Origin of the sequence: Kutzneria sp. 744 (assembly GCF_000568255.1) — a bacterium.
In the GTDB taxonomy this organism is placed as follows: domain Bacteria; phylum Actinomycetota; class Actinomycetes; order Mycobacteriales; family Pseudonocardiaceae; genus Kutzneria.
This window is the reverse complement of the sequence record NZ_KK037166.1, coordinates 70,742-92,552: the sequence shown is the minus strand read 5'-3', so window position 1 is coordinate 92,552 and position 21,811 is coordinate 70,742. Positions and strand designations below refer to the sequence as shown.

General features: G+C 70.9%; 26 protein-coding genes and 1 pseudogene. 17 read left to right on the top strand and 10 right to left on the bottom strand.

Translation table 11 applies throughout. The features are described from left to right. On the bottom strand, nt 1-1,143 hold a 1,143-nt coding region (locus tag KUTG_RS00445; protein ID WP_043714113.1), incomplete at its 3' end, for an amidase family protein. 22 nt (nt 1,144-1,165) lie between these two features. Continuing rightward, nucleotides 1,166-1,528, bottom strand: coding sequence for a DUF1707 SHOCT-like domain-containing protein (locus KUTG_RS52615; RefSeq protein WP_198046934.1), 363 nt, complete (start codon nt 1,526-1,528; stop codon nt 1,166-1,168). Nucleotides 1,529-1,621: 93 nt separating this feature from the next. On the opposite strand from KUTG_RS52615, the gene KUTG_RS00435 reads away from it, so the two are divergent. The 3 genes from KUTG_RS00435 to KUTG_RS00425 all read left to right on the top strand — a co-directional run bounded on the left by KUTG_RS00435 (nt 1,622) and on the right by KUTG_RS00425 (nt 3,478). After that, nucleotides 1,622-2,392, top strand: coding sequence for an SDR family NAD(P)-dependent oxidoreductase (locus KUTG_RS00435; protein WP_052393613.1), 771 nt, complete (start codon nt 1,622-1,624; stop codon nt 2,390-2,392). Between the two features lie 103 nt (nt 2,393-2,495). Continuing rightward, nucleotides 2,496-3,131, top strand: a complete 636-nt coding sequence (locus KUTG_RS00430; RefSeq protein WP_052393611.1) for a TetR/AcrR family transcriptional regulator — start codon at nt 2,496-2,498, stop codon at nt 3,129-3,131. 59 nt (nt 3,132-3,190) lie between these two features. Then, nucleotides 3,191-3,478, top strand: a complete 288-nt coding sequence (locus KUTG_RS00425; protein WP_043714109.1) for a hypothetical protein — start codon at nt 3,191-3,193, stop codon at nt 3,476-3,478. Here the strand turns inward: KUTG_RS00425 and KUTG_RS00420 are convergent, their stop codons facing one another. Beyond that, complete coding sequence (locus tag KUTG_RS00420; RefSeq protein WP_043727770.1) at nt 3,479-4,363, bottom strand: sucrase ferredoxin; 885 nt, start codon at nt 4,361-4,363, stop codon at nt 3,479-3,481. Between the two features lie 71 nt (nt 4,364-4,434). Between KUTG_RS00420 and KUTG_RS00415 the strand changes: the two genes are divergently transcribed. Then, nucleotides 4,435-5,976 carry an acyl-CoA carboxylase subunit beta gene (locus tag KUTG_RS00415; protein WP_043714107.1) on the top strand — a complete coding sequence of 514 codons (1,542 nt, stop codon included), beginning with the start codon at nt 4,435-4,437 and terminating at the stop codon, nt 5,974-5,976. 16 nt (nt 5,977-5,992) lie between these two features. Then, nucleotides 5,993-9,001, top strand: coding sequence for a UvrD-helicase domain-containing protein (locus tag KUTG_RS00410; protein ID WP_043714105.1), 3,009 nt, complete (start codon nt 5,993-5,995; stop codon nt 8,999-9,001). Between the two features lie 67 nt (nt 9,002-9,068). On the opposite strand, the gene KUTG_RS65815 is transcribed toward KUTG_RS00410, so the two are convergent. Then, a complete protein-coding gene (locus KUTG_RS65815) occupies nt 9,069-9,179 on the bottom strand; it encodes a hypothetical protein (protein WP_369794410.1) in 111 nt (36 codons plus the stop codon). Between the two features lie 124 nt (nt 9,180-9,303). Further along, a pseudogene (locus tag KUTG_RS60410) lies at nt 9,304-10,422 on the bottom strand (protein kinase); the annotation flags it as partial. A 223-nt stretch (nt 10,423-10,645) separates the two neighbouring features. Here KUTG_RS60410 and KUTG_RS00400 point away from each other — a divergent pair. Further along, nucleotides 10,646-11,293 carry a septation protein IspZ gene (locus KUTG_RS00400; RefSeq protein WP_232240571.1) on the top strand — a complete coding sequence of 216 codons (648 nt, stop codon included), beginning with the start codon at nt 10,646-10,648 and terminating at the stop codon, nt 11,291-11,293. A 56-nt stretch (nt 11,294-11,349) separates the two neighbouring features. On the opposite strand, the gene KUTG_RS62900 is transcribed toward KUTG_RS00400, so the two are convergent. Then, nucleotides 11,350-11,580, bottom strand: coding sequence for a GNAT family N-acetyltransferase (locus tag KUTG_RS62900; protein ID WP_232241400.1), 231 nt, complete (start codon nt 11,578-11,580; stop codon nt 11,350-11,352). A 344-nt stretch (nt 11,581-11,924) separates the two neighbouring features. Here KUTG_RS62900 and KUTG_RS00390 point away from each other — a divergent pair, with 344 nt between their 5' ends. Beyond that, a complete protein-coding gene (locus tag KUTG_RS00390) occupies nt 11,925-12,662 on the top strand; it encodes an SRPBCC family protein (protein WP_043714103.1) in 738 nt (245 codons plus the stop codon). Here the strand turns inward: KUTG_RS00390 and KUTG_RS00385 are convergent. After that, on the bottom strand, nt 12,649-13,464 hold the full coding sequence (locus tag KUTG_RS00385) for an aminoglycoside phosphotransferase family protein (RefSeq protein WP_198046933.1): 816 nt from the start codon (nt 13,462-13,464) through the stop codon (nt 12,649-12,651). The two genes, KUTG_RS00390 and KUTG_RS00385, sit on opposite strands and share 14 nt — an antisense overlap. 58 nt (nt 13,465-13,522) lie before the next feature. On the opposite strand from KUTG_RS00385, the gene KUTG_RS00380 reads away from it, so the two are divergent. Beyond that, on the top strand, nt 13,523-14,311 hold the full coding sequence (locus KUTG_RS00380; RefSeq protein ID WP_043714097.1) for a putative protein N(5)-glutamine methyltransferase: 789 nt from the start codon (nt 13,523-13,525) through the stop codon (nt 14,309-14,311). On the opposite strand, the gene KUTG_RS52610 is transcribed toward KUTG_RS00380, so the two are convergent. Continuing rightward, on the bottom strand, nt 14,283-14,864 hold the full coding sequence (locus KUTG_RS52610) for a Uma2 family endonuclease (RefSeq protein WP_052393604.1): 582 nt from the start codon (nt 14,862-14,864) through the stop codon (nt 14,283-14,285). The genes KUTG_RS00380 and KUTG_RS52610 overlap by 29 nt on opposite strands. A gap of 369 nt (nt 14,865-15,233) precedes the next feature. Between KUTG_RS52610 and KUTG_RS55205 the strand changes: the two genes are divergently transcribed. The 6 genes from KUTG_RS55205 to KUTG_RS00345 all read left to right on the top strand — a co-directional run bounded on the left by KUTG_RS55205 (nt 15,234) and on the right by KUTG_RS00345 (nt 19,595). Next, nucleotides 15,234-15,827 (top strand): carboxymuconolactone decarboxylase family protein, encoded by a 594-nt coding sequence (locus tag KUTG_RS55205; protein WP_063753457.1) that lies wholly within the window; start codon nt 15,234-15,236, stop codon nt 15,825-15,827. A gap of 77 nt (nt 15,828-15,904) precedes the next feature. Continuing rightward, the gene (locus tag KUTG_RS00365) at nt 15,905-16,921 is read left to right on the top strand and encodes a tyrosine-type recombinase/integrase (RefSeq protein WP_043714093.1); all 1,017 of its coding nucleotides are present in this window, start codon (nt 15,905-15,907) and stop codon (nt 16,919-16,921) included. Between the two features lie 23 nt (nt 16,922-16,944). Further along, the gene (locus KUTG_RS00360; protein WP_043714091.1) at nt 16,945-17,307 is read left to right on the top strand and encodes a YciI family protein; all 363 of its coding nucleotides are present in this window, start codon (nt 16,945-16,947) and stop codon (nt 17,305-17,307) included. Next, complete coding sequence (locus KUTG_RS00355; protein WP_043714089.1) at nt 17,304-18,521, top strand: RNA polymerase sigma factor; 1,218 nt, start codon at nt 17,304-17,306, stop codon at nt 18,519-18,521. The genes KUTG_RS00360 and KUTG_RS00355 overlap by 4 nt, the downstream gene beginning before the upstream one ends. Nucleotides 18,522-18,552: 31 nt before the next feature. Beyond that, nucleotides 18,553-19,167 (top strand): DJ-1/PfpI family protein, encoded by a 615-nt coding sequence (locus tag KUTG_RS00350; RefSeq protein ID WP_043714088.1) that lies wholly within the window; start codon nt 18,553-18,555, stop codon nt 19,165-19,167. After that, the gene (locus KUTG_RS00345; RefSeq protein WP_043714086.1) at nt 19,164-19,595 is read left to right on the top strand and encodes a MarR family winged helix-turn-helix transcriptional regulator; all 432 of its coding nucleotides are present in this window, start codon (nt 19,164-19,166) and stop codon (nt 19,593-19,595) included. The genes KUTG_RS00350 and KUTG_RS00345 overlap by 4 nt, the downstream gene beginning before the upstream one ends. On the opposite strand, the gene KUTG_RS00340 is transcribed toward KUTG_RS00345, so the two are convergent. Beyond that, a complete protein-coding gene (locus KUTG_RS00340) occupies nt 19,590-20,198 on the bottom strand; it encodes a TetR/AcrR family transcriptional regulator (RefSeq protein ID WP_043714084.1) in 609 nt (202 codons plus the stop codon). The two genes, KUTG_RS00345 and KUTG_RS00340, sit on opposite strands and share 6 nt — an antisense overlap. Nucleotides 20,199-20,216: 18 nt before the next feature. Here KUTG_RS00340 and KUTG_RS00335 point away from each other — a divergent pair, with 18 nt between their 5' ends. After that, nucleotides 20,217-20,861, top strand: a complete 645-nt coding sequence (locus KUTG_RS00335) for a class I SAM-dependent methyltransferase (protein WP_232240570.1) — start codon at nt 20,217-20,219, stop codon at nt 20,859-20,861. Here the strand turns inward: KUTG_RS00335 and KUTG_RS65030 are convergent. Next, nucleotides 20,842-20,967, bottom strand: coding sequence for a hypothetical protein (locus KUTG_RS65030; protein WP_255360839.1), 126 nt, complete (start codon nt 20,965-20,967; stop codon nt 20,842-20,844). The genes KUTG_RS00335 and KUTG_RS65030 overlap by 20 nt on opposite strands. 33 nt (nt 20,968-21,000) lie before the next feature. Between KUTG_RS65030 and KUTG_RS00330 the strand changes: the two genes are divergently transcribed. Both KUTG_RS00330 and KUTG_RS00325 read left to right on the top strand, forming a co-directional pair. Further along, nucleotides 21,001-21,456, top strand: coding sequence for a PPOX class F420-dependent oxidoreductase (locus KUTG_RS00330; protein ID WP_043714082.1), 456 nt, complete (start codon nt 21,001-21,003; stop codon nt 21,454-21,456). Between the two features lie 97 nt (nt 21,457-21,553). Next, nucleotides 21,554-21,811 (top strand): trypsin-like serine protease (locus KUTG_RS00325; protein ID WP_198046932.1); only part of this gene is annotated, 258 nt, incomplete at its 3' end.

The following is a 21,811-nucleotide window of genomic DNA, read 5'->3' as shown; positions in this document are numbered from 1 at the left end:
CGTGGGCGTGAGCAGCACGTCGACGTGCTCGAAGACCTGGTTGGCGACCTGGGAGAAGCGCTCCCCGAACCGCAGCGACCGCCTCACCAGCCACCGCGGCACGGCGCGGCCCATGGCGGCGACCTGCCGGGTGCGGCGCTCCACGGCCTCGGGGCGGTCCAGCGCGGCCACGGACTCGGCGGCGCTGGACAGGTAGCGCGGGGCCAGCGCGAGCTGCGTGGTCGGGTCCAGCAGCGTGGGATCGCGCTCGACGACCTCGTGCCCCAGCTCCCGCAGCAGCTCCGCCATGCCCAGCACCGCCGCCCGCACACGCTCGTCCACCGGCGCGCCGGCGACCCACGGCTTGAGCGACACCGCCACGCGCAGCTTGCCCGGCGCGGTCGCCGCAGCCTCGACGAAGCTGGTGCGCGGCGGGATCGCGGCCACCGGGTCGCTGGGCAGCGAGCCCCGGATCTGGTCGGCGACCAGGGCCCAGTCCCGCACGTGCCGACTCAGCGGCCCGGTCACGACCATGCCCGTCCACTGCTCGCCGTTGGGGTGCAGCGACACCCGCCCGCGCTGCGGCTTGAGGCCGTAGATGCCGGTCGAGGCGGCGGGGATGCGGATCGAGCCGGCCCCGTCGGAGCCGATCGCCGCGCCCGCCAGCCCCGCGCACACGGCGCTGGCCGACCCGCCGCTGGAGCCGCCCGAGGTGTGCTCGGGCGACCACGGGTTGCGGGTGGCGCCCGCGAACGCCGACTCCGTGTACGGCCACAGCCCCAGTTCCGGCATCCGCGTGCGCCCCACGATCACCGCCCCCGCGGCGCGCAGCCGTCGCACGACCTCCGAGTCCGCCTGCTCCGTACGGTCCACGGCGTACGTGCCGGTCGTCGTGGGCAGGCCGGCGATGGCCAGGTCCTCCTTCACGGCGATCGGCACGCCCAGCAGCGGCGCGTCCTCCCCGTGGGCCCGGCGCTCGTCGGCCTCGGCCGCGTGCGCCAGGGCCTGCTCGGCGAACACCAGGCGGTAGGCGTTGAGCTCGCGGTCGTGGCGCTCGATGCGACGCAGCGTGGCGTCCACCAGCTCACGTGACGACAACTCGCCGGCGCGCAGCAGTTCGGCCTGGGCGGCGGCGCCGGCGAAACACGCGTCGGCGAGGTCCATGCCCCGACCCTAGGGCCGTTTCCTACATCCGGGCAGGGTGCCGATGCCGCCACATCCCGAACTTCATGGCCAGGAAAGCCACCACGATCAGCGGGAACGCGAAGCCGTGGGTGAGCACGATCACGGCGGCCAGCACCAGCAGCACCGGCAGCACGCGCGGGTCGAAGCCGGGTCCGCGGCGGCGGCCCCGCTCGGGTTTCGGGGGAGTCGGGTCGGGCAGGTCGGCGGTCAACGGCGTCAGGTCGTCCAGGAAGCGGGCCTTGTAGGTCTCGGCGATGCGCTCCTCGGCCTCGGGCAGGGTCAGCAGACCCCGGCCGACGGCCTCGTTGAGCCGCTCGACGACCCGCTCCCGGTCCTGGTCGGACGCCCTCATCTGAGTGGTCATGGCCTCCATGCTCCGCCGCCTCGACGGGCGTCGGCATGGGCCCAGAAGCGGAAAGTCCGCGTACGTCGAGCGACGTAGGTCCATGATCGGCACATGGGTTCTGCATTTGCCGGAAAGACCGCGCTGGTGACCGGATCAGGTCGAGGGATCGGGCGGGCGCTGGCCGTCGGGCTGGCCGCCGAGGGCGCGGACGTGGTGCTGGTCGCCCGGTCCCGCGAGGAGCTGGAGGGCACCGCCGCGCTGGTGTCCACCAAGGCCACCGTCATCTCCGCCGACCTGCGTGAGCTGTCCGCGGTGGCCGCGGTCGCCGCCGAGGCCGGCCCGGTCGACATCCTGATCAACAACGCCGCCGTGCCGTGGCCGGCCGGCCCCACCGCGACGCTCGACCCGGCCGAGTTCGCCGCGGCCGTCGCCCTCAACGTCACGGCCGTGGCCGCGCTGACCATCCACCTGCTGCCGGGCATGCTCGAACGGCGCTGGGGCCGCATCGTCAACCTGTCCAGCGGCGCCGCCCAGATGCCGGCGTTCCTCAACGGCGGCAACGCCTACACCACGACGAAGGTCGCCGTGGAGGGCCACACCGTCAACCTCGCCGCCGAGCTCGACGGCACCGGCGTCACCGCCAACATCTACCGTCCTGGCACCGTGGCCACGTCGATGATGACCTGGGTGCGGGAGGGCGGCGGCACGGCCATGGACCCGACCGTGCAGGCGTACTTCGCCGACGTGCAGCAGCAGGGGCAGCTGCTCACCCCCGAGCAGAGCGCCGGCTTCCTGCTGGCCCGGCTGGGCGGGGAGGAGACCGGGCAGACCTGGCACGCCGAGGACGGCATCGTCGCGCGGCTGGACAGCGAGCGGGGCTGAGGCCCTACCCACCGGCGGCGATCTTCAATCGTGATCGACATCGCTGCTGGCCAGCGGCGCGTCGCGGCCACCACAGGCGTGGTACCACAGCTAGGGTGATCATGTGGTTGATCGACGTCCGGGGTCAAGGCGGGCGCTGCTGGGGGATGCGGCGATAGCGGTTCTCGCGCGGGAGGGCGGCCGTGGGCTGACCCATCGCGCCGTGGACCGGGAGGCGGAAGTGCCGCAGGGCACGACCAAGAACTACTTCCCGACACGAGAGTCGCTGCTGGAGGCGGCGGCCGCGAGAATGGCCGACGAGCACCGGGCGGCGGTGGAGCGGCTGCACAGCACCACCCCGTCGCAGGTGTCGCCGAGCCAGCTGGGGGAGCTGTACCCGGCGCTGCTCAACCGGGCCGTCAACGGGGACCCGACGCAGCTGCTGGCCATGGCCGAGCTGTACCTGGAGGCCGTGCGGCGGCCGGGAGTGCGGCAGGCGCTGGGGGAAATGGCGATCGCCAATGCCGAGTCGGCGGTGGCGTTGCACCAGGTGGCGGGGCTGGACAGCACGACCCGGGATGTCGGCGTGCTGGACGCCTATCTGCTGGGAATCTCGTTGTCCCTTCTGGCATTGCCGCCCGACGCACTGCGCAGGATCGGCTTGGACGACCCCTATTCACTCGGTCTCGGCGTGTTCGCGGCCGCCGTCCCGAAGGCACCCGCGGCCGATACGGGGATCGCCGACCAGGAATGCTCCTAAACGCGTTTCACCCGGCTGGACGAATTGTTTTTGCCTTTTCGTGTGTCATCCTGGCGTTTGTGCATGACCGGCAGGTGAGCACGTCCGTGCTGGTGGACGTGGTTTACGTGCTGGGCGGCGACGTGGTGTTCTCCCCGGCCGCCCAGCAGCTCAGTGATGCCGAGACCGCGGAGCGACTGCTGGCCGCGGCGGCCCTGATGGGCATTGCCCGGCAGATTATGCATGAAATCGTGGTGTCGAACGGGCTGCCGATCGACCAGGCGACCCGTCTTGTGCTGGACGCGGCCACGGCTTCCGGGTGGATTTCCGGTGACGACGGCGGAACGGAATGGTTGCGGGCCGGCTGATCAGCGGGTGCGAACAACGGTGTCGGCGACAAAGGCGCTCGGCACCGAAGGCGTCTTGCCACAACTGGTCGGACGGGCCGGCGGCAGCGGGTGTTCCGTCACGGTGACACTCCATTCCCGGCCATCCGAATGAGTGACGACAACACCGTCGGGGGATACCGACAACGCCGCCGGATCCGTGTCCTCCAGCAGTTCCCGCACCGCCAGCTCGGCCACCTGACCCGGCCGTGACCAGCAGGAACGCCCTCTGTTGCCGGTCAGCACCACGCCGCCGGAATCGAGCAGCCGCTGCCCGTCGGACGGCGCGACCCGGCCGTAGAGATATCCCGTCGGCAACAGCACCGCCGTCGGCGCGAAACGGTGGCCGCCGGTGTGCGTGGTCTCCCAGACCCGCCCCGGATTCGCCGCCGCCAGCGCCCCGGCCAGGGGACGCCCCTCCACCGCGCAGCACACGTCGCGGCGGCCGTTGGTGCACACCAGCAGCACCGACTCGTCGACCCGGCTGCCCAGGCCCACGTGCTGCCCGGCGCCGGCGGCATGGAAGTCCAGGTCCAGCAGCTGCTTGGGGTCGGTCAGCACCGTCGACTCCAGCCAGCACGCCCCGGGCCGCGTGGACGCCAGGTAGACCTGACGGGGCTGGGCGTGGTGGAAGTCCGCGTGCGCGCCGGGCCGTCGGATCAGCACGATCCGCACACCGCTGCCGTTGGCCCGCGCGGACAGGTCAGCGGCCAGGCCATGGTCGAGGTGGCTGTCGCGCAGGGCGCTGTGGCCCCAGGGGCCGGGCTGCTCGATACACAGCCAACCGGTCGCGACAGACGCGGTTCCGGCGGGCGGCTCGCCCAGCGCGGCGGACAGGGCCGAACAGCTGCCGGACGTGTCATGCACCTTCACAAGACTACAACCGGGTGATCTCCGGTACCCCGTGAACGCGGCGATCGACGTCCTAGGCTGCGGTCATGATCGAGGACTGGTCCGACGAGGTAGCCCAGATCCGACGCCGCCGCGAGCAGGCGGCCGGGCTCGGCGGACCGGACAAGATCGCCCGCCAGCACGCCAGCGGGCGGATGACCGTGCGCGAGCGGATCGAGGCGCTGGCCGACGAGGGCAGCTTCGCCGAGATCGGGGCGCTGGCCGGGTTCGCCAACCCGGACGGCACCGTGACGCCGGCGAACTTCGTGGCTGGGACGGCCCGGGTCGACGGACGCAAGGTGGTGCTGGGCGCGGACGACTTCACCGGGCGCGGCGGGTCGGGGGACGCGGCCATCCACGCCAAGCAGGTGTACTCCGAGCAACTGGCCGGCCAGTTGCGGCTGCCGCTGATCCGCCTGCTGGACGGGGCCAGCGGCGGCGGCAGCGTGAAGATGATCGAGCAGGCCGGCTACAGCTACGTGCCGGTCAACCCAGGCTGGGACCACGTCGTGGACAACCTCTCCACGGTGCCGGTGGTGTCGGCGTGTCTGGGGCCGGTGGTCGGCTTGGGCGCGGCACGGGCGGTGATGTCTCATCTGTGCGTGCTCGTGGAGGGCCTGGCTCAGCTGTTCGTCGCCGGACCACCCGTGGTGCGCGGCGGCATCGGCGAGGACGTCGACAAGGAACAGCTCGGCGGCGCGGACGTGCACCGCCGCAACGGCAACGTCGACCGCTTCGTCGCCACCGAGGCCGAGGCGTTCGCCGTGATCCGTCGGTTCCTGTCCTACCTGCCGTCCAGCGTTCATGATCTGCCTCCCGTCACGACCCGCGAAGATGCCGCCACGCGGGCGGACGACAGCCTGCTGTCGGCGATCCCGCGCAACCCGCGACGGCCGTACAGGATCGCGCCCATCCTCGACGCCGTCTTCGACACCCGCTCGGTATTCCGCTACGCCGACTACGGCGGTGCCACCGTCACCGCGCTGGCCCGCCTCGACGGCCACCCCGTGGGTGTGGTCGCCACGGACCCGTACCGCGGCAACACGCTGTCCGCCGCCGGTGCGCTGGCCCTGACCCGGCTGGTCGACCTGTGCGAGACGTTCCACCTGCCGATCGTCAGCCTCACCGACCAGGGCGGCATGACCATCGGCACTGCCGCCGAACGTGCCGGCACCCTGCGGACCGGCGCCCGCGCCATCAGCGCCGTCTACCAGGCCCGCGTGCCGCAGGCGGAGCTGATCCTGCGCCGCGTGTACGGGGTCGGCGGCGCCGGCATCGTCAACCGCCACCGCGGCGCCCGCAGCTGGGCCTGGCCCTCCGGCGATTGGGGCTCGCTGCCGGCCAAGGGCGGCATCGAAGCCGCCTACCGTGCCGAACTCGCCCGCTCCGACGACCCCGCAGCGGACCTCGAAGCCATCCAGGACCGCCTGGCCGCCCTGATGTCCCCGTTCCGCACGGCCGAGCACTTCGGCGTGCAGGACATCATCGACCCACGGGAGAGCCGGGCCCTGCTGTGCGAGTGGGTGCAGGACGCCTACCGGCTACTGCCCGCGTTGGTGGGGCCACCCAACTGGGGTACCCGGCCCTAGTGGCAAGATCGAGCCGGTGCGCTTCTACGCCGACCTGCACATCCACTCGAAGTACTCCCGGGCCTGCAGCCGTGACTGCGATCTCGAGCACCTGACCTGGTGGGCCCAGCGCAAGGGCATCAGCCTCGTCGGCACGGGCGACTTCACCCACCCCGCCTGGTACGACCACCTGCGCGAGACGCTCGTGCCGGCCGAGCCCGGCCTGTTCCGGCTGCGCCCCGAGCTCGACCGGGACATCGCCCGGACGCTGCCGCCCAGCTGCGTCGGCGACGTCCGCTTCATGCTCAGCGTGGAGATCTCGACGATCTACAAGCGTGACGACCGCACCCGCAAGGTGCACCACCTGATCTACATGCCGAGCTTCGACGCGGCCGCCGAGTTCAACCGGCGGCTGGGCAAGATCGGCAACCTCGGCTCCGACGGCCGCCCCATCCTCGGCCTGGACTCCCGCGACCTGCTGGAGATCACCCTGGAGAGCGGCGAGGGCTCCTACCTGGTGCCGGCCCACGTGTGGACGCCGTGGTTCGCGGTGCTGGGCTCCAAGTCCGGCTTCGACGCCATCGCCGACTGCTACGCCGACCTCGCCGACCACGTCTTCGCCGCCGAGACCGGCCTGTCCAGCGATCCCGAGATGAACTGGCGCGTCTCCGGCCTGGACCGCTACACCCTGGTCTCCAACTCCGACGCGCACTCGCCGCCCGTGCTCGGCCGCGAGGCCACGGTGTTCGACACCGACATGGACTACTTCGCCGTGCGCCGCGCCCTGGAGACCCGCGAGGGCTTCGGCGGCACCGTCGAGTTCTTCCCCGAGGAGGGCAAGTACCACTCCGACGGACACCGCAAGTGCGACGTGCGCTTCGGCCCGGCCGAGACCATCGCCCACAACGGCCTGTGCCCGGCCTGCGGCAAGCCGCTCACCGTCGGCGTGCTCAGCCGCATCCAGGAACTGGCCGACCGCGAGCTCGGCTACCGGCCCGCCGACGCCGTCGACTTCCGCAGCCTCATCCCGCTGCCGGAGATCATGAGCGAGCTGCTCGGCGTCGGCCCCAAGAGCAAGAAGGTGCTCTCCGAGATCGCCGCCCTCACCGCCGCCCACGGCCCCGAGCTCGGCATCCTCGACGACGTGCCGCTGGACGACCTCGCCGCCTCCAACACGCTGCTGGGCGAGGCGATCGGGCGGCTGCGCCGCGGCGAGGTCATCCGCGACGCCGGCTACGACGGCGAGTACGGCGTGATCCGGCTGTTCGAGCCGGGGGAGCTGGCCAAGGCCGCCGGCTCGGTCTCCCTGTTCGACGACGACCTCTTCGCCCCGCCGCCCAAGCCCAAGCCGGTTGCCGCACCGGTTGTGGCCGATGCACCGGTTGAGCCCGAGCTGTTCGAGGAACCGGCGCTGCCCGAACCCGTCGCCACCACCCTGCTCGACGGCCTCGACCCCGACCAGCGGGCCGCCGCGGCCGTGGCGTCCGGGCCACTGCTGATCATCGCCGGCCCCGGCACCGGCAAGACCCGCACTCTGACCCACCGCATCGCCCATCTCGTCACCGAACGCGGCGTGCCGGCCTCGCAGTGCCTGGCCATCACCTTCACCCGCCGCGCCGCCGCCGAACTGGCCGAGCGCCTGGAAGGCCTGGTCGGGCCGCAAGCGCACGACCTCACCGTGGCGACGTTCCACTCGCTCGGCGTCCGCATCCTGCGTGAGCAGCACGCCCGCGTGGGCCTCACCCCGCGCTTCGGCATCGCCGACGAGGCCGTCGTCCAGGAACTGCGCGACGAGCACGGCGAGATGTACAAGAAGGAGCTGCGCGCCCGCGACCTCGTCGACTTCGACGACCTGGTCGAGATGCCCGTGGAGCTGCTCGCCGGCGACACCTCGCTGATCGAGCATTACCGCGCCCGCTGGCCGTGGGTCAGCGTCGACGAGTACCAGGACGTCGACGAGACCCAGTACCGGCTGCTGCGCCTGCTGTGCGCCGCGGACGGCAACCTCACCGCCATCGGCGACCCCGACCAGGCGATCTACCGCTTCCGCGGCGCCGACGTCGGCTTCTTCCTGCGGTTCCAGGAGGACTTCCCGGACGCCACCCGCGTGCAGCTGGGCCGCAACTACCGCTCCGGCAAGCACATCCTCGCCGGTGCCGTGCAGGCCATCACCCCGACCACGCTGGTCGAGAACCGCTCGCTCGAACCGTGCGGCGCCCACACCGAGCACGCCCTCATCGGCCTGCACCACGCCATCGACGAACAGGCCGAGGCCAGCTTCGTCGCCCGCACCATCGACCAGCTGCTCGGCGGCTCCTCGTTCCACTCGCTCGACACCGGCCGCGTCGCCGGCGACGGCACGCAGGGCCTGTCGTTCAACGACTTCGCCGTGCTCTACCGGACCAGTGCCCAGGCCCGGGCCGTGATGGAGGCCCTGACCCGCGCCGGCGTCCCGTTCCAGAAGCGCTCCCACGACAGGCTCACCGACCGTCCCGGCGTCCGCGCCTTGGCTCGTGAGCTGGGTCTGGTCGGGCTGCACGGCTCCGTCGTCGAACGGGTCCGCCAGGCCGCTCACGGCCTCGACGACGAGGACTCCTTCACCGCCCTGGAGCTCCTCATGCCGCTGGCGCTGCGTCATGGCGACGACCTGTCCGGCTTCCTGTCCGAGCTGGCCCTCGGCGCCGAGGTCGACACCTGGGACCCGCGCGCCGACCGCGTCTCCCTGCTGACCCTGCACGCCTCCAAGGGCCTGGAGTTCCCGGTCGTCTTCCTCGTCGGCTGCGAGGACGGGCTGCTGCCCATGCGCTGGCCCGGAGAGACCCTCGACCAGGAGGCCGTCGACGAGGAACGCCGCCTGTTCTTCGTCGGCATGACCCGCGCCCAGCAGCACCTCTACCTCAGCCACGCCTCCTCCCGCCTCCGCCAGGGCGCCGTCCGCTCGGCCACCCCTTCCCCCTTCCTCTCCGCCATCAGCCCCACGGTCACCGACCGCATAGGCGACCCCGTCCCCAGAAAACGCAAACCCAAGCAAGAAACCCTTTTCTAAGCCTCTTTATGCAGGGAAGGACGCCTTACCCTCGTTGAACGCGGGTAAGGCGTCCTTCCCTGCATAACTACCCTGCGTTACTGCGACGACGTGGTGCAGGTGAGTTGGGGCGGCCGGGGGTGGAGCCGGGGGAGCCGGCGACGAGGCCGAAGCTGGTGGAGGTGTTGGCGGCGAGCACGGCGTTCCACGACGCGTTGCGGACCACCAGCACCGAACCCTGCTGCGAGAAGCATTAAGTATTTACGCTGACCGCCGGGCATCCGCCAGCTCACCTGCCAGCCCGTCAGCTGCGAGCCGGTCAGGTTGGTGATCGTCACGGCCGCCTGGTAGCCGGTCGACCAGCTGTTCATCACGTCGTAGTGCGCCGAGCAGCCCGCCGACGCCGACACGGGATCGCCCGCCACCGTCGTCGTGGGACCGGGGGCGGGAGCGGGCATGGTGACCGACGGCCTTGTGGCGTTGTGGGAAGGCGACGCCACGGGATGCACCCCGAACTGCTGCGCCACCACCATGCCCACGGCGACAACAGCGGCGGTCACCGGCACCGCCAACGCCAGCCACCGACCCACCGGCGAACCCCGCCGCGGCTGCGGCAACGACGCCATCCGCCGGGTCCCCGGCTGCGCGGCGGGCGGCTGGGGCAACGACGCGGGCAGAGGGGACGAACCGGCCAGGGCCTGCTCGAACCGGTCCGCCACCTCCACCATCGTCGGACGCGTCTCCGGATCACGCCGCAACATCTCCACCAGCAGATCCGCCACGGCGCCGCCGCGCCTCGGCGGCGTGATCTCCCCGTAGGCGACCTGGTGCAGCAGCGCGATCGTGTTCTGGTCCATCCCGTACGGCGGCTTGCCCTCGAAAGCCGCGTACAAGGTCGAACCCAGCGAGAACACGTCCGAACGCGGGCTGGTCTCCGACCCGGTCGCCACCTCCGGCGCGAGGTAGGCCGGAGTGCCCGCGAGAATGCCGGCCGCGGTCACCGCCCCGTCGTCGGGCGCCCGCGCGATCCCGAAATCCGTGATCTTGGCCGTGCCGTCCTCGGCCAGCAGCACGTTGTCCGGCTTGATGTCCCGGTGCACGATGCCCAACTCGTGCGCGGACGCCAGCGCGGAGGCGATCTGAAAGCCGATCGACGCCACCTCGGTCGGCCCCAGCACACCCTTGGTCTCCACGACCTCGGACAGGCTCCGCGAGGGCAGGTACTCCATCACCAGGCACGGCCGACCGTCGTGCTCCACGACGTCGTGCACGGAAATGGCGTTCGGATGCCGCAGCCGGGCCGTGATCCGACCCTCCCGCTCCGCCCGCGCCACTGCCTCCCGCTCGCTGACGTCGTCGGGCGTCATGCCGCGGACCGTCACCAACTTCAACGCGACCTCGCGGTTCAGCCGCTCGTCACGCCCACGCCACACCGCCCCCATGGCACCGCGCCCGATGCACGACACCAGGCGGTAGCGCCCGTCGATCAACTCACCACTGTCCGGCACACCGCTACCTACGCGGAGATCGGCTGACCGGATCAGTGAACCCGGATCAGGGTTTGAACGTCTCCCTCACAGGAACCCCGCACCGGGGTCCGCTAGCATTCCGCCCACCCCGACACACCCACCACTGCGAGACGGCCGACCACACATGCCCGAGCACATGACGGTCCACCTCCCCGCACCACTGGCCTTAGTGCGCCGCGGCGCACAGCACCTGCTGGAGTCGACGCTGGTGCCGCTGGGCCTGTTCTACCTCGTCTTCACCCTCGTCGGCCTCCAGGGCGCGCTGTTCGCCGCCCTCGGCTGGTCGCTGGCGGCGCTCGCGCGCCGCATCCTGCTGCGCAAGGAGATCCCCGCCGTGCTGTGGGTGACCACGGCACTGCTCTGCGTGCGCACGCTCGTCGGCTACCTCACCGGCAGCGTGTTCCTCTACTTCCTGCAACCGACCGTGCAGAACTTCGCCTTCGCCGCGATCCTGCTGGCCACGCTGCCGCTCAACCGGCCGCTGCTGGCCAAGCTGGCCGACGACTTCTGCGCGTTCCCGACCGTGGTCACCGGCCACCCGCACGTCCAGAAGTTCTTCCGCCAGGTCTCGTTCCTGTGGGCGTTGGTGTTCATCACCAATGGCGTCACCACGCTATGGGCCCTGGCCAGCGCCACCGTCGGCAGCTTCCTGATGGTCAGCACCGCCGGCTCGTACAGCATGGTCGCCCTCGGCATCGCCGTGTCCCTGCTGTGGTTCCGCCGCCTGCTCAAGGCCCACGGCATCACGCTGCGCCTCGGCCACCAGGCGGTCGCCGCCGCCTGAAACACTGTGGGTCGAATCGGGCGTCGTTCCCTCGGGACGGCGCCCGATTCGTGTTTTCAGGCCAGGCGCTTCTCGAACCAGTGATCGGCGTAGGGCGAGCTGTTGTACGCCGGGATCTCCACGTAGCCGTTGCGTGCGTACAACCGGCGCGCCTCGACCAGATCCTTGCGCGTGTCCAACCGCGCGGTGGTCAGGCCCATGTCCACGGCGGCCCGTTCCAACGCGGTCAGCAGCGCGAGGGCGCCGCCCCGGCCACGCAGGGTCGGACGCAGGAAGACCCGGGTCAGCTCGGCAACACCGGGGGAGAGGACCCGGAACCCGCCGCAGCCACCCAGATCCCCCGTCGTACGAGGCGGTGAGCAGGAGACCGGTGGGTGGCACGAGGTCGTCGCTGGGCTCCTCGGCCAGCACCTGCACGATCTCCGACTCCAGCGCCGGCCGGCCCCAGTACCGGGCGATGATGTCCGTGTAGTACTCACGCAGCAGGCCCGCGCCTACCACGCCGTTGGGATCCACGGCCTCGACAGTCCACGTCACGGCCGCATCCTGACCTCGCGACCGCGGCCGGCACTACCGATTTATCCCGCACATGCCGTTGCCAGCATATTCCCGTAAGGCTATATTCGCGGCCATGGACCCGACACTCGGCACCCACACCGACGGCCGCCCGGCCCTGCGCTTCGAACGGCGCCTCAAGCACCCGCCCGAGCTCGTCTGGCGGGCCATCACCGAACCCGAGCAGCTCCGCGCCTGGTACCCGATTCGCGCACTGACCATCGACCTGCGCGTCGGCGGCCGCATCGAGTTCGAGGGCATGCACGCCGTCGTCACCCAGCTCGACCCGCCGAAAGTCTTCGCCTTCTCCGAGCACGCCCCGCCCGAGATGCAGCGCGAGAGCGACGACCTCATCCACTTCGCGCTCACGCCCGACGGCGACGGCTGCCTGCTCGTGTTCACCCACGTCTTCGACGACCGCCCCGCCGCCGCCAGCTACGGCTCCGGCTGGAACCTCTGCCTCAACGCCCTGCTCGCCCACGTCAACGGCGAGGAGTTCCGCATGGAGCGCCCCTCCGACGCCCACCACGAGCAGCTCATCCACCAGTTCGGGCTGGACCAGGGGAGTGTCACGCCCGTCGGCGACGGCTACCAGGTCCGCTTCGAACGCCAGCTCACCCGGCCCATCGAGGACGTGCGAGCCGCGCTGGGGGACCTCGACGCCGATCCGTCCGTGCGGATCGAACTGTCCCTGGGCACCGGCCACGGGGCGCGACTCGAACTCACGCAGACCGTCGCCAGCCAAGCCGACGCCGACCTCGACGGCTGGCGCCAGCGCATCGAGGACCTGGTCCGCCGCGTCACAACTGGCTGAGCGCCGCCTTCAGGAACTCGTCCCGACGCGCGTTCAGGGTCGGCCCGTCCAGATCCGGGCGGCCCTGGTCGACCGCGTTCGGCAGCCACTCGCCGACGTCCGGCGGGGTGCTCAGCGAGGCGACCACATCCCAGTAGGCCACGTCCGGCGCCGGCTTGCCGGCCTTCGACCGCCAACCCTCCGACACCCGATCCACGTACTCCGGGCCGTAGAACAGGGCCGCGTCACAGCGCAGCGAGCCCAGATCCACACCGGGGTGGCCGACGCCCGCGCAGTCCCAGTCGATGACCGCCACCAGCGCCCCGTCCACCCACATCGTGTTGCCCTGCCAGAAATCCCCGTGCAGCAGCACAGTCGGATGCGGCGGCTCCGGCAGCGTCGCGACCGCCTCCATCGCCTCCAGCAGCAGGGGAGAGGCGGTGCGGCGGGCCCGCCAGTCGTCGAAGTCCACCAGCTCGATCGGACGGTGCCGGGCCGGCAAGTCCTTGGTGGGAGCCAACGCTATGGCGTGGATCGTCGCCGCGGCGGCGCCGATCGCCTCCAGGCGGCCCGGCGCGAGCTCGGTCGGAATGAGACTGCTGCCCGGCACCACCGAGATCAGCAGCCCGGTCTCGCTGCTGGCCAGCACCCGCGGCGCGACCACGCCGTTCGCCTCGGCCGCCGTCAGCGCGGCGATCTCCGTGTCGAACGGGCCCTGGTCGCGCAGCACGGCCTGCCGGCCGTCGACATGGGTGAGCAGCCACGGGGATTTGCTGCCCTGGCGCAGTCCCACGCGCGAGACCACTTCGGATTCCGGCCACATGATCGCGGAGCGTAGGGGAGAGCCCATACTGTGGCCAGTCATTTAGGTAGGGGAGTGCGTGAACGACATCGTCACCCGGCTGCGGGCCGCCGGCTGCGTGTTCGCCGAGGACGAGGCCTCGTTGCTGACCGCCGCCGCGTCCACGGCGTCCGACCTCGAGTCCATGGTGGACAGACGCGTCGGGGGAGAGCCACTGGAGCAGATCGTGGGCTGGGCCGAGTTCCGCGGGCTGCGCATCGCCGTGGAACCGACCGTGTTCGTGCCGCGCCGCCGGACGGAGTTCTTGGTCCAGCAGGCATCCTCGCTGGTTTCCCCGGGCGGCGTGGTGGTGGACCTGTGCTGCGGCAGCGGGGCCATCGGCGTCGCCACCGTGGCCGGTATGTCCGAATTCGAGCTCTATGCCGCCGACATCGACCTCGCGGCCGTGCAATGTGCGCGACGGAACGTCGAACCCGTAGGCGGACAGGTGTTCCAGGGCGACCTGTACGACGCGTTGCCGGCGCGGATCCGTGGACGGGTCGACGTGCTGCTGGTCAACGCGCCGTACGTGCCGACCGAGGACATCGGCATGATGCCGCCGGAGGCACGCGACCATGAGGCCCGGGTGGCGCTGGACGGCGGCTCGGACGGCCTGGAGATCCACCGGCGGGTCGCCAGGGACGCGTCGACGTGGCTTCGGCCCGGCGGGCACGTGCTCATCGAGACCAGCGTTCGCCAGGCGGCCTCCACAGAGCGTTTGCTCACCGACGCCGGCCTGACCGCTCGGGTAGAGCACTCAGACGAGGTCGACGGCACGGTCGGGGTGGGCCGACGGCCGTTCAGTTCTCGTTCTGACGAGATCTTGTAAGTGCGTCAAGGTCGACGGTGACCTCGTGCCCTCCGACAGGACCGGTGTAGCTGCCGGTGATCAGCGACGTGAAGTGGTACTGACCGGTGTCGTCCAGGGTGTAGACGGTCAGACTGAGCGGACTCTCCTGGATGTCGATCACCCAAGTCGTCGGGATGCCGTTGGCGGCGGGCTCGGCGGGCTTCTTGATGTAGTCGCGAGCTGCAGACTCACCAGGTGACACGACCTCGACGGCAAGGAGGATCTGGTCGGCGCGCACGCGCAGCTGGTCCGTAGCTTCCTCAACACAGACCACAAGGGCTGGCACACACCGTGGCGACGCGCCCGCGAGTTCCGTCTCGAAACCCGGCATTGCTTCCAGTACGGCAGGCAGCTGTTCGTTGAGGTGGTGAGCCAGGCGCTGGGTCGCGATGAGGTGCCGGCCGACGCAGCGGTTCATCACGAGCAGCCGGCCGTCCTCGATCTCCAGACCGTCCACGCCGCCGGGCGGCAGCGCATCCAAGTCTTCGACGCTGATGGGGTCGCCGTCGCGAGGAGGGGCGGTGATGGTCACAAACCACGCTAGCGGCGGGCCTCAAACCCGCGACTTAACATAATGTAGATTATCGGCCTTACGCCATCATGCGTCTCAGCCTGCGCTGAAGGCGTTCCGGCCGGCTGTCCGAGTTGTCAGATTCGCCCCTACGGGCAATCCGCGCCGCTGTGCGCTCGCCCAGAGCTATCGTCGGCGCGGCGACGCCGTAGGAGGCGGATCGGGCGGCCCGAAGGGCGCTCAGGGGCGTTCCGGGAGAACCGAATCCCCCTGGAGACGCCGCCGACCGGTCCGCCCGGGCCAAGCGGACTTTTCATGCATAATCGCCATTATGCAGCAAACCGGACACTGATCGTCCAGTGTAGACCAGCGAGCGCAGGGGAGTCACGCATGTCGGACGAAATGGCACGGCCGCACGAGCGTGGGCGTGACACCTTCGCCGAGCTGGTGGAAGGCGGCAAGGAGCGCCTCGACCACCTGTTCCGGGCCTCCCCTGGGCTCGCCGAGCTGGCGGTGGGCACGGTCTACGGGCATCTCTCCCACCGCCCCGCCCTGGACGAGCGCACCCGCGAGGCGGTGGCCATCGCCGCGATCGTCGCCGCCGACTGCTGGGAGTCTCCCCTGTCCGTGCACGTCAGGACGGGTCTGGCGGCCGGTCTCACGCCGGCGGAGATCAGCGAGATCCTGGTGGAGACGGCCGCCTTCGCCGGCTTCCCCCGCGCGGTGAGCGCCGTGTCCAAGCTGCCGGACCTGTTCGCCGAGGCCGGCTCCCCCGTGCCGCCCGAGCCGGCGCCGCGCGAGGTCCTGCTCAATGCCCTGGACCACGAGGAACTCCAGGGGCTGAGCGGGTACGAGGTCCAGGTGCTCACGACCGGTTCGAACACGGCGGTGGCGCTGTTCCGGGAGGCAGACGGCACGCTCGTGGCCTCGGCCCAGGCCGACACGACCGGCAGGAAGATCAAGAAGGTCACTGTGCTGCGCTGAACCGAGACAAGGGAAGAGACCCGGGTCAGAGCGAATCCGCCCGCCGCGGCACGCGGCGCGTGAAAACTGTCAGGGGTGTGCGGTACAAGATCCACATGAGGCTTGTGGACGCCCAGCTGGCGTTCTTCGCGGCGCGACGGCCCCGCAAGGATTCGCCGCACACGACGGACGCATACCGGCGGGACCTGGCGGGCATCACGGCGCTGCTGGTGGACGAGATCGGCGGCGACGCGGAGATGCTGGTGGTCGAGGACCTGACCGGCCCGGCGCTGCGGGCGGTGTTCGGGGTGTTCGCGGACAGCCATGCGAAGTCGTCGGTGCTGCGGGCGTGGTCGACCTGGAACCAGTTCCTGACGTTCTGCGTGGCCGACGGCCTGCTGCCGGGCAATCCGATCGGGGCGGTGGCGCGGCCGCGCACTCCTCCCCTGTCCCCCAAGCCGCTGCGCGGTGAGGACACGCCGGAGAAGCTGCTCAAGGCGGCGGCCGACGGGGATCGCAAGGCGCGGGATCCGTGGCCGGAGCGGGACGTGCTGGTGATCGCGCTGGGGCTGCTGGCCGGGCTGCGGTCGGCCGAGATGCGCACGTTGACGATGAACTCGCTGGTGGGACGGTCGGGTGAGATGCGGCTGCACGTTCACGGGAAGGGCAGCCGCGACCGGTCGATCCCGGTGGAGCCGTCGATGGAGAGGGTGATCGACGGCTATCTGGCCTCGTGTCGGACACGGTTCCCGAAGGAGCGGTTCGGGCGTGGCGCTCCCCTGCTGCGTGACCGGGCCGGCGGGCCGATCGGGCGTGGTGCGCTGGAGTACCTGGTGAAGTCCTGTTACCGCTGGGCCGGCCTGCACGACCGGGTGCCGGTGGGTGCGAGCCTGCACGCGTTGCGGCACACCTTCGCGACCCGGTTGGCCGAGGACGGGGCGACGGCGTCGGAGATCATGGCGCTGTTGGGCCATGCGAGCCTGGCGACGAGTCAGAACTACATCGAGGCGACGGGCCGGGAGCAGCGGGCGGCGGTGGCCAGCAATCGGACGTACCGTGCGCTGGAGGACGTCGCCGATGTCGAGACGGACGCGCCGGCTCCGACCTCGTCGTGACGGGTTCGCGAGGAGGAGCGCCGGTGAAGTACCTGCTGATGATCTACATGAACGACGAGACGTGGTCCGGGTTGTCGGAGCGGGAGCGGGACGCGGTGATGGCCGGGCACGAGGAGCTGCAGCGGCTGACCCGGGAGTCCGGGGAGCTGTTGGACACCCATGCGTTGGGCAGTCCGTCGACGGTGGCGGTGGTGCGGGTGCGCGACGACGAGCCGGTGGTGACGGATGGCCCTTTTGTCGAGACGAAGGAGTACCTGGCGGGGTATTACCTGATGGACTGTGAGTCCCGGGAGCGGGCGCTGGAGTTGGCGGCGATGATCCCGGACTCGCGGTACAACGCGACGGAGGTCTGGCCGGTGATGTTCTCAGCTGGGGTGGACGTGTGAGTGCTGGTTCGGAGGTGGAGGGCCTGCTGCGCGAGTTGGCGCCGCAGGTCCTTGCCGCGTTGGTGCGGCGGCACGGGCAGTTCGACGCGTGTGAGGACGCGGTGCAGGAGGCGTTGCTGGCGGCGGCGCAGCAGTGGCCGGTAGAGGGTGTGCCGGACAATCCGCGCGGCTGGCTGGTGACGGTGGGTTCGCGGCGGTTGGCGGACCTGTGGCGCAGTGACAGCGCGCGGCGGCGGCGTGAGGAGGCGGTGTTCGCCGCCGAGGTGGAGGACGTGGAGGTCCCGGATCGGGATGACACGTTGACGCTGCTGTTCCTGTGTTGCCATCCGGCGTTGACGGCGGCGTCGCAGGTGGCGTTGACGGTGCGTGCGGTGGGTGGGTTGACCACGGCTCAGGTGGCGCGGGCGTTCCTGGTGCCGGAGGCGACGATGGCGCAGCGGATCTCGCGGTCGAAGCAGAAGATCAAGGCGGCCGGGGCGCGGTTCGCGCTGCCGCCGGAGGGCGCCGAGCGGGCTGAGCGGCTGCGCGCGGTGCTGCACGTGTTGTATCTGATCTTCAACGAGGGCTACACGGCCACGGCCGGGGATCAGTTGTTGCGGGGTGAGCTGACCGGTGAGGCGATTCGGCTGACTCGGGCGGTGCGGGGGTTGCTGCCCGAGGACGGCGAGGTGGCCGGGTTGTTGGCGTTGATGTTGTTGACGGAGGCGCGGCGGGAGGCTCGGTCGCGGCCGGACGGGGCGTTGGTGCCGTTGGCGGAGCAGGATCGTTCTCGGTGGGACGCGGCGGGGATCGCCGAGGGCGTGAAGCTGGTGAGCGATGCGCTGTCGACGACCCGGCTGGGGCCGTATCAGCTCCAGGCGGCGATCGCGGCCGTGCATGCGGAGGCGCCGTCGGCGGAGGAGACGGACTGGGCGGAGATCGCCGGCCTGTATGCGTTGTTGGGGCAGATCTCGCCGAACCCGATGGTGACGTTGAACCACGCCGTCGCGGTGTCGATGGTGCAGGGGCCCGCGGCGGGGTTGGCGATGTTGGCCGAGTTGGACGGCGACGAGCGGGTGTCGGAGCACCATCGGGTGGCTGCCGTGCGGGCCCATCTGCTGGAGCTGTCGGGTGACGTGGCCGGCGCGAAGGAGGCGTACGTGGCGGCGGCCCGGTTGACGTTGAGCATGCCGGAGCAGCGCTATCTGTTGGCGAAGGCCGCGAACCTCGGTTGACAATGCCTTGTCATGTTGACAGTATGTTGTCATGACTGAGACGGTGCATGTCGCGGTGTACGAGGGCTTGTCGGACTGGGAGATCGGCCACGCGCTGGCCAGTCTGCGGGGCGGGATCGGCCAGCTGTCCCCCGGTCGGTTCGCGGTGCGGACGGTCGGTCCGAGCACGGATCCGGTGGTGACCATGGGCGGGCTGCGGATCGTGCCGGACATGGCGTTGGCCGAGCTGCGGCCGGCGGACAGCGCGATGCTGGTGCTGGCCGGGTCGAACGGCTGGCTGGCCGGCGATGCCGTGACCGCGCCGTTCGCCAAGGTGGCGCGCGCCTTCCTGGACGCCGGTGTGCCGGTGGCGGCGATCTGCGGCGCTGTGGCCGGGCTGGCGCGGGAGGGTCTGCTGGACGACCGCGCGCACACCGGTGCTGCGGCGGAGTTCCTGGCGTCGACCGGTTATGCCGGCGGCTCGTTCTACCGTGAGGCCGACGCGATGACGGACCGGAACCTGATCACGGCCGGTCCGACGGAGCCGGTGCCGTTCGCGCGCGAGATCTTCGCCCGGCTCGGGGTCTACTCCCCCGCCAAGCTCGACGCGTGGTTCCGGCTGTACGCCCACGGCGACGCCGCTGCCTACTACGAGCTGGCCGCATGACCCCGGCGGAGCTGCTGTCCCGGACCGCGCTGTCGGTGTTCCGGGTGCACGGCCAGATGCTGGAGGTGTCGGAGGAGCTGGCCCGTCCGGTGGGCCTGACCGCCGCGCGCTGGCAGGTGCTGGGAGCGGTGCTGCCGGAGCCGTTGCCGGTGTCGGGCATCGCACGGGCCATGGGGTTGACCCGTCAGGGCGTGCAGCGGACCGCGGATCTGTTGGTGGAGCAGGGTTTGGCCGAGTACCGGCCCAATCCGGCGCATCAGCGGGCCAAGCTGCTCGCCGTCACCGAGGACGGCCGGGCCGCCGTGCGGCGGATCAGCCCCGCGCATCGGGACCTGGCGCAGCGCCTGGCGGACAAGCTCGGCGTGGAGGAGTTCGCGCAGGTCGCGGCGTCGTTGGCGAAGCTGGTCGAGGCGCTGGACGGGCTATGACGGCCGGGTGGCGCGGTCGAAGGTGTCGGCCAGTTCGCGACCGAATTCGGCGGCGTCGACCTCGGGGTGGAAGACCAGGCCGATGACCATGGCGTCGATGGCGCCGATGATGGCCACGGCCATGGCGTCGGCGTTGAACGGGCCGAACTTCCCCGCGTCCTGGCCGGCGCGCAGGTGGCCGGTGAACAGGCCGAAGCGCTCGTCGACGAAGTCGGGGGTGGTGGGGGCGTTGCGGGCGATCTCCATCAGGGCGCGGACGTGGCCGGGGTGGGCGCGGACGAGCTCCATGTTGGACTCGAGTCGGGCGCGCAGCTTGGCCCGGTGGCCGGTGGCGGCCGCCATGCGCGGAAAGATGAACTCGTACGCCACCCTGGTGGCCTCGGTGAGCACTTCGCCGATGAGGTCGTCCTTGTTGGCGAAGTGGTAGGAGATCATGCCGGTGCTGGACAGGCCGGCCTGCTTGGCGATGCGGGTGAAGGACGTGGCGGCGTAGCCGTGCTCGGCGATCACGGCGATGGCGGCCGCGACGATCTGGGCGCGGCGGGCGCTCTCGGTGAAGGTCCTCCCCTTCTGAGGTCCTCGTGGGGCGGCGTTTGCGGGCATGAGCAATATTTAGCACGAGTGAGCAGGGAGGTGCCGGTGGAGGCGTTCGTGCGGGAGCACACGACTGCCCGTGCGACGGCGTTCGTGCCCGAGATCGTGCTGCGGGTGGCCGAGGACGTGACGCCGTTGTGGGAGCTGACCGGCGGGTCCGAGCCGCCGTTCTGGGCCTTCCCGTGGGCCGGCGGTCAGGGCGTTGCCCGCTATGTGCTGGACAATCCGCAGGTCGTGGCCGGCAGGCGGGTGTTCGACCTGGCGTGCGGCTCCGGTCTGGTGGCCATCGCCTCGGCGCTGGCCGGCGCGTCGGCCGTGACGGCGTGCGATGTGGACGAGATGGCCCTGGTCGCGGCGCGGATCAACGCCGAGGCCAACGGCGTGTCCCTGACTCCCCTGGTCGCTGACGTCCTGGATTCCACTGTGGACGCCGACGTCGTATTGGCCGGGGATGTGTTCTACGACAAGGACATGACCGCTGCCGTGCTGCCGTTCCTGTTCCGGGCGGCCGCTGCCGGCGCCCTGGTGTTGGTCGGCGATCCGAGCCGTCCGTACCTGCCCAAGGCCCGTTTCGAGCGGGTCACGGCGTACGAGGTGCCGGTGCCTCGGTCGTTGGAGGGCGTGACCGTGCTGACGACCACCGTGTGGCGACCTAAACCTGACCAGTCCTGACGAATCCGAGGCCGGTGAGCAGCCGCTCCGAGGGCGTGTTGCCGTCCGTGACACCGGCCTGCACGGCCGTGTCGGGCCATCCCTCCATGTTCTCGGCGTCGTCCATCGAGATTCGCCGGGACGGCCTAGGGTCTAGATCATGGCTGTTGCGACCAACGAGTCCGTGGACCGCGCCGCGCTGACGGAGTTCCTGCGCACCCGGCACCGAGCGATCATCATCACCACCAGGGCGGACGGCAGCCCGCAGTCCTCGCCGGTGACGTGCGGGGTGGACGGCGAGGGCCGGATCGTCGTGTCGACGTACCCGGAGCGGGCCAAGGTCCGCAACGCGCGGCGGGACCCGAGGGTGTCGTTCTGCGTGCTGTCCGACGAGTGGGACGGGCCGTACGTGCACGTGGAGGGCCGGGCCGAGGTGCTGGACCTGCCGGAGGCGCTGGAGCCGCTGGTGGAGTACTTCCGGGGCATCTCCGGCGAGCACCCGGACTGGGACGAGTACCGGGCGGCGATGACGCGGCAGGGCAAGTGCCTGATCCGCGTCGAGCCGACCCGCTGGGGCCCGGTGTCCACGGGCGGTTTCCCGGCCCGCCTGGCCTGATCGTCGGCCGGATGCGCCTGCCCCTGGCGGGTGCATCCGGCGCACGGAGGCGTGAACCGGGACGCGCTTCGCCGGTGTTCTGCAGCAGGGTTGGGCCGTGATCAGAACACTGCTCGTGCTGGCGGCGCTGCTGGCCGGTTCGACGCCCGCGGTGGCGGGGCCGGAGATCGTGGGTGGCCAGGTCGACACCGACGCCCATCCATGGATCGTGGCCCTGCAGACCGAGGAGAACCAGGAAGCGGGCACCCACTACTGCGCCGGTGAGCTGATCACCGCGGAGTGGGTGCTGACCGCGGCGCACTGCGTGGATTCGAGCACCGTCACGACATCGCCCGCGTCGGCTCGAACAACCGGG

What these genes read in the sequence shown, in the direction of transcription:
- KUTG_RS00345 (WP_043714086.1), top strand. Translation starts at nt 19,164, where the DNA reads ATGACCCCGGCGGAGCTGCTGTCCCGGACCGCGCTGTCGGTGTTCCGG.
- KUTG_RS00415 (WP_043714107.1), top strand. Translation starts at nt 4,435, where the DNA reads ATGATCGAGGACTGGTCCGACGAGGTAGCCCAGATCCGACGCCGCCGC.
- KUTG_RS00435 (WP_052393613.1), top strand. Translation starts at nt 1,622, where the DNA reads ATGGGTTCTGCATTTGCCGGAAAGACCGCGCTGGTGACCGGATCAGGT.
- KUTG_RS00385 (WP_198046933.1), bottom strand. Translation starts at nt 13,464, where the DNA reads ATGTGGCCGGAATCCGAAGTGGTCTCGCGCGTGGGACTGCGCCAGGGC.
- KUTG_RS00400 (WP_232240571.1), top strand. Translation starts at nt 10,646, where the DNA reads ATGACGGTCCACCTCCCCGCACCACTGGCCTTAGTGCGCCGCGGCGCA.
- KUTG_RS55205 (WP_063753457.1), top strand. Translation starts at nt 15,234, where the DNA reads ATGTCGGACGAAATGGCACGGCCGCACGAGCGTGGGCGTGACACCTTC.
- KUTG_RS65030 (WP_255360839.1), bottom strand. Translation starts at nt 20,967, where the DNA reads ATGGACGACGCCGAGAACATGGAGGGATGGCCCGACACGGCCGTGCAG.
- KUTG_RS52615 (WP_198046934.1), bottom strand. Translation starts at nt 1,528, where the DNA reads ATGACCACTCAGATGAGGGCGTCCGACCAGGACCGGGAGCGGGTCGTC.
- KUTG_RS00390 (WP_043714103.1), top strand. Translation starts at nt 11,925, where the DNA reads ATGGACCCGACACTCGGCACCCACACCGACGGCCGCCCGGCCCTGCGC.
- KUTG_RS00330 (WP_043714082.1), top strand. Translation starts at nt 21,001, where the DNA reads ATGGCTGTTGCGACCAACGAGTCCGTGGACCGCGCCGCGCTGACGGAG.
- KUTG_RS00340 (WP_043714084.1), bottom strand. Translation starts at nt 20,198, where the DNA reads ATGCCCGCAAACGCCGCCCCACGAGGACCTCAGAAGGGGAGGACCTTC.
- KUTG_RS00350 (WP_043714088.1), top strand. Translation starts at nt 18,553, where the DNA reads ATGACTGAGACGGTGCATGTCGCGGTGTACGAGGGCTTGTCGGACTGG.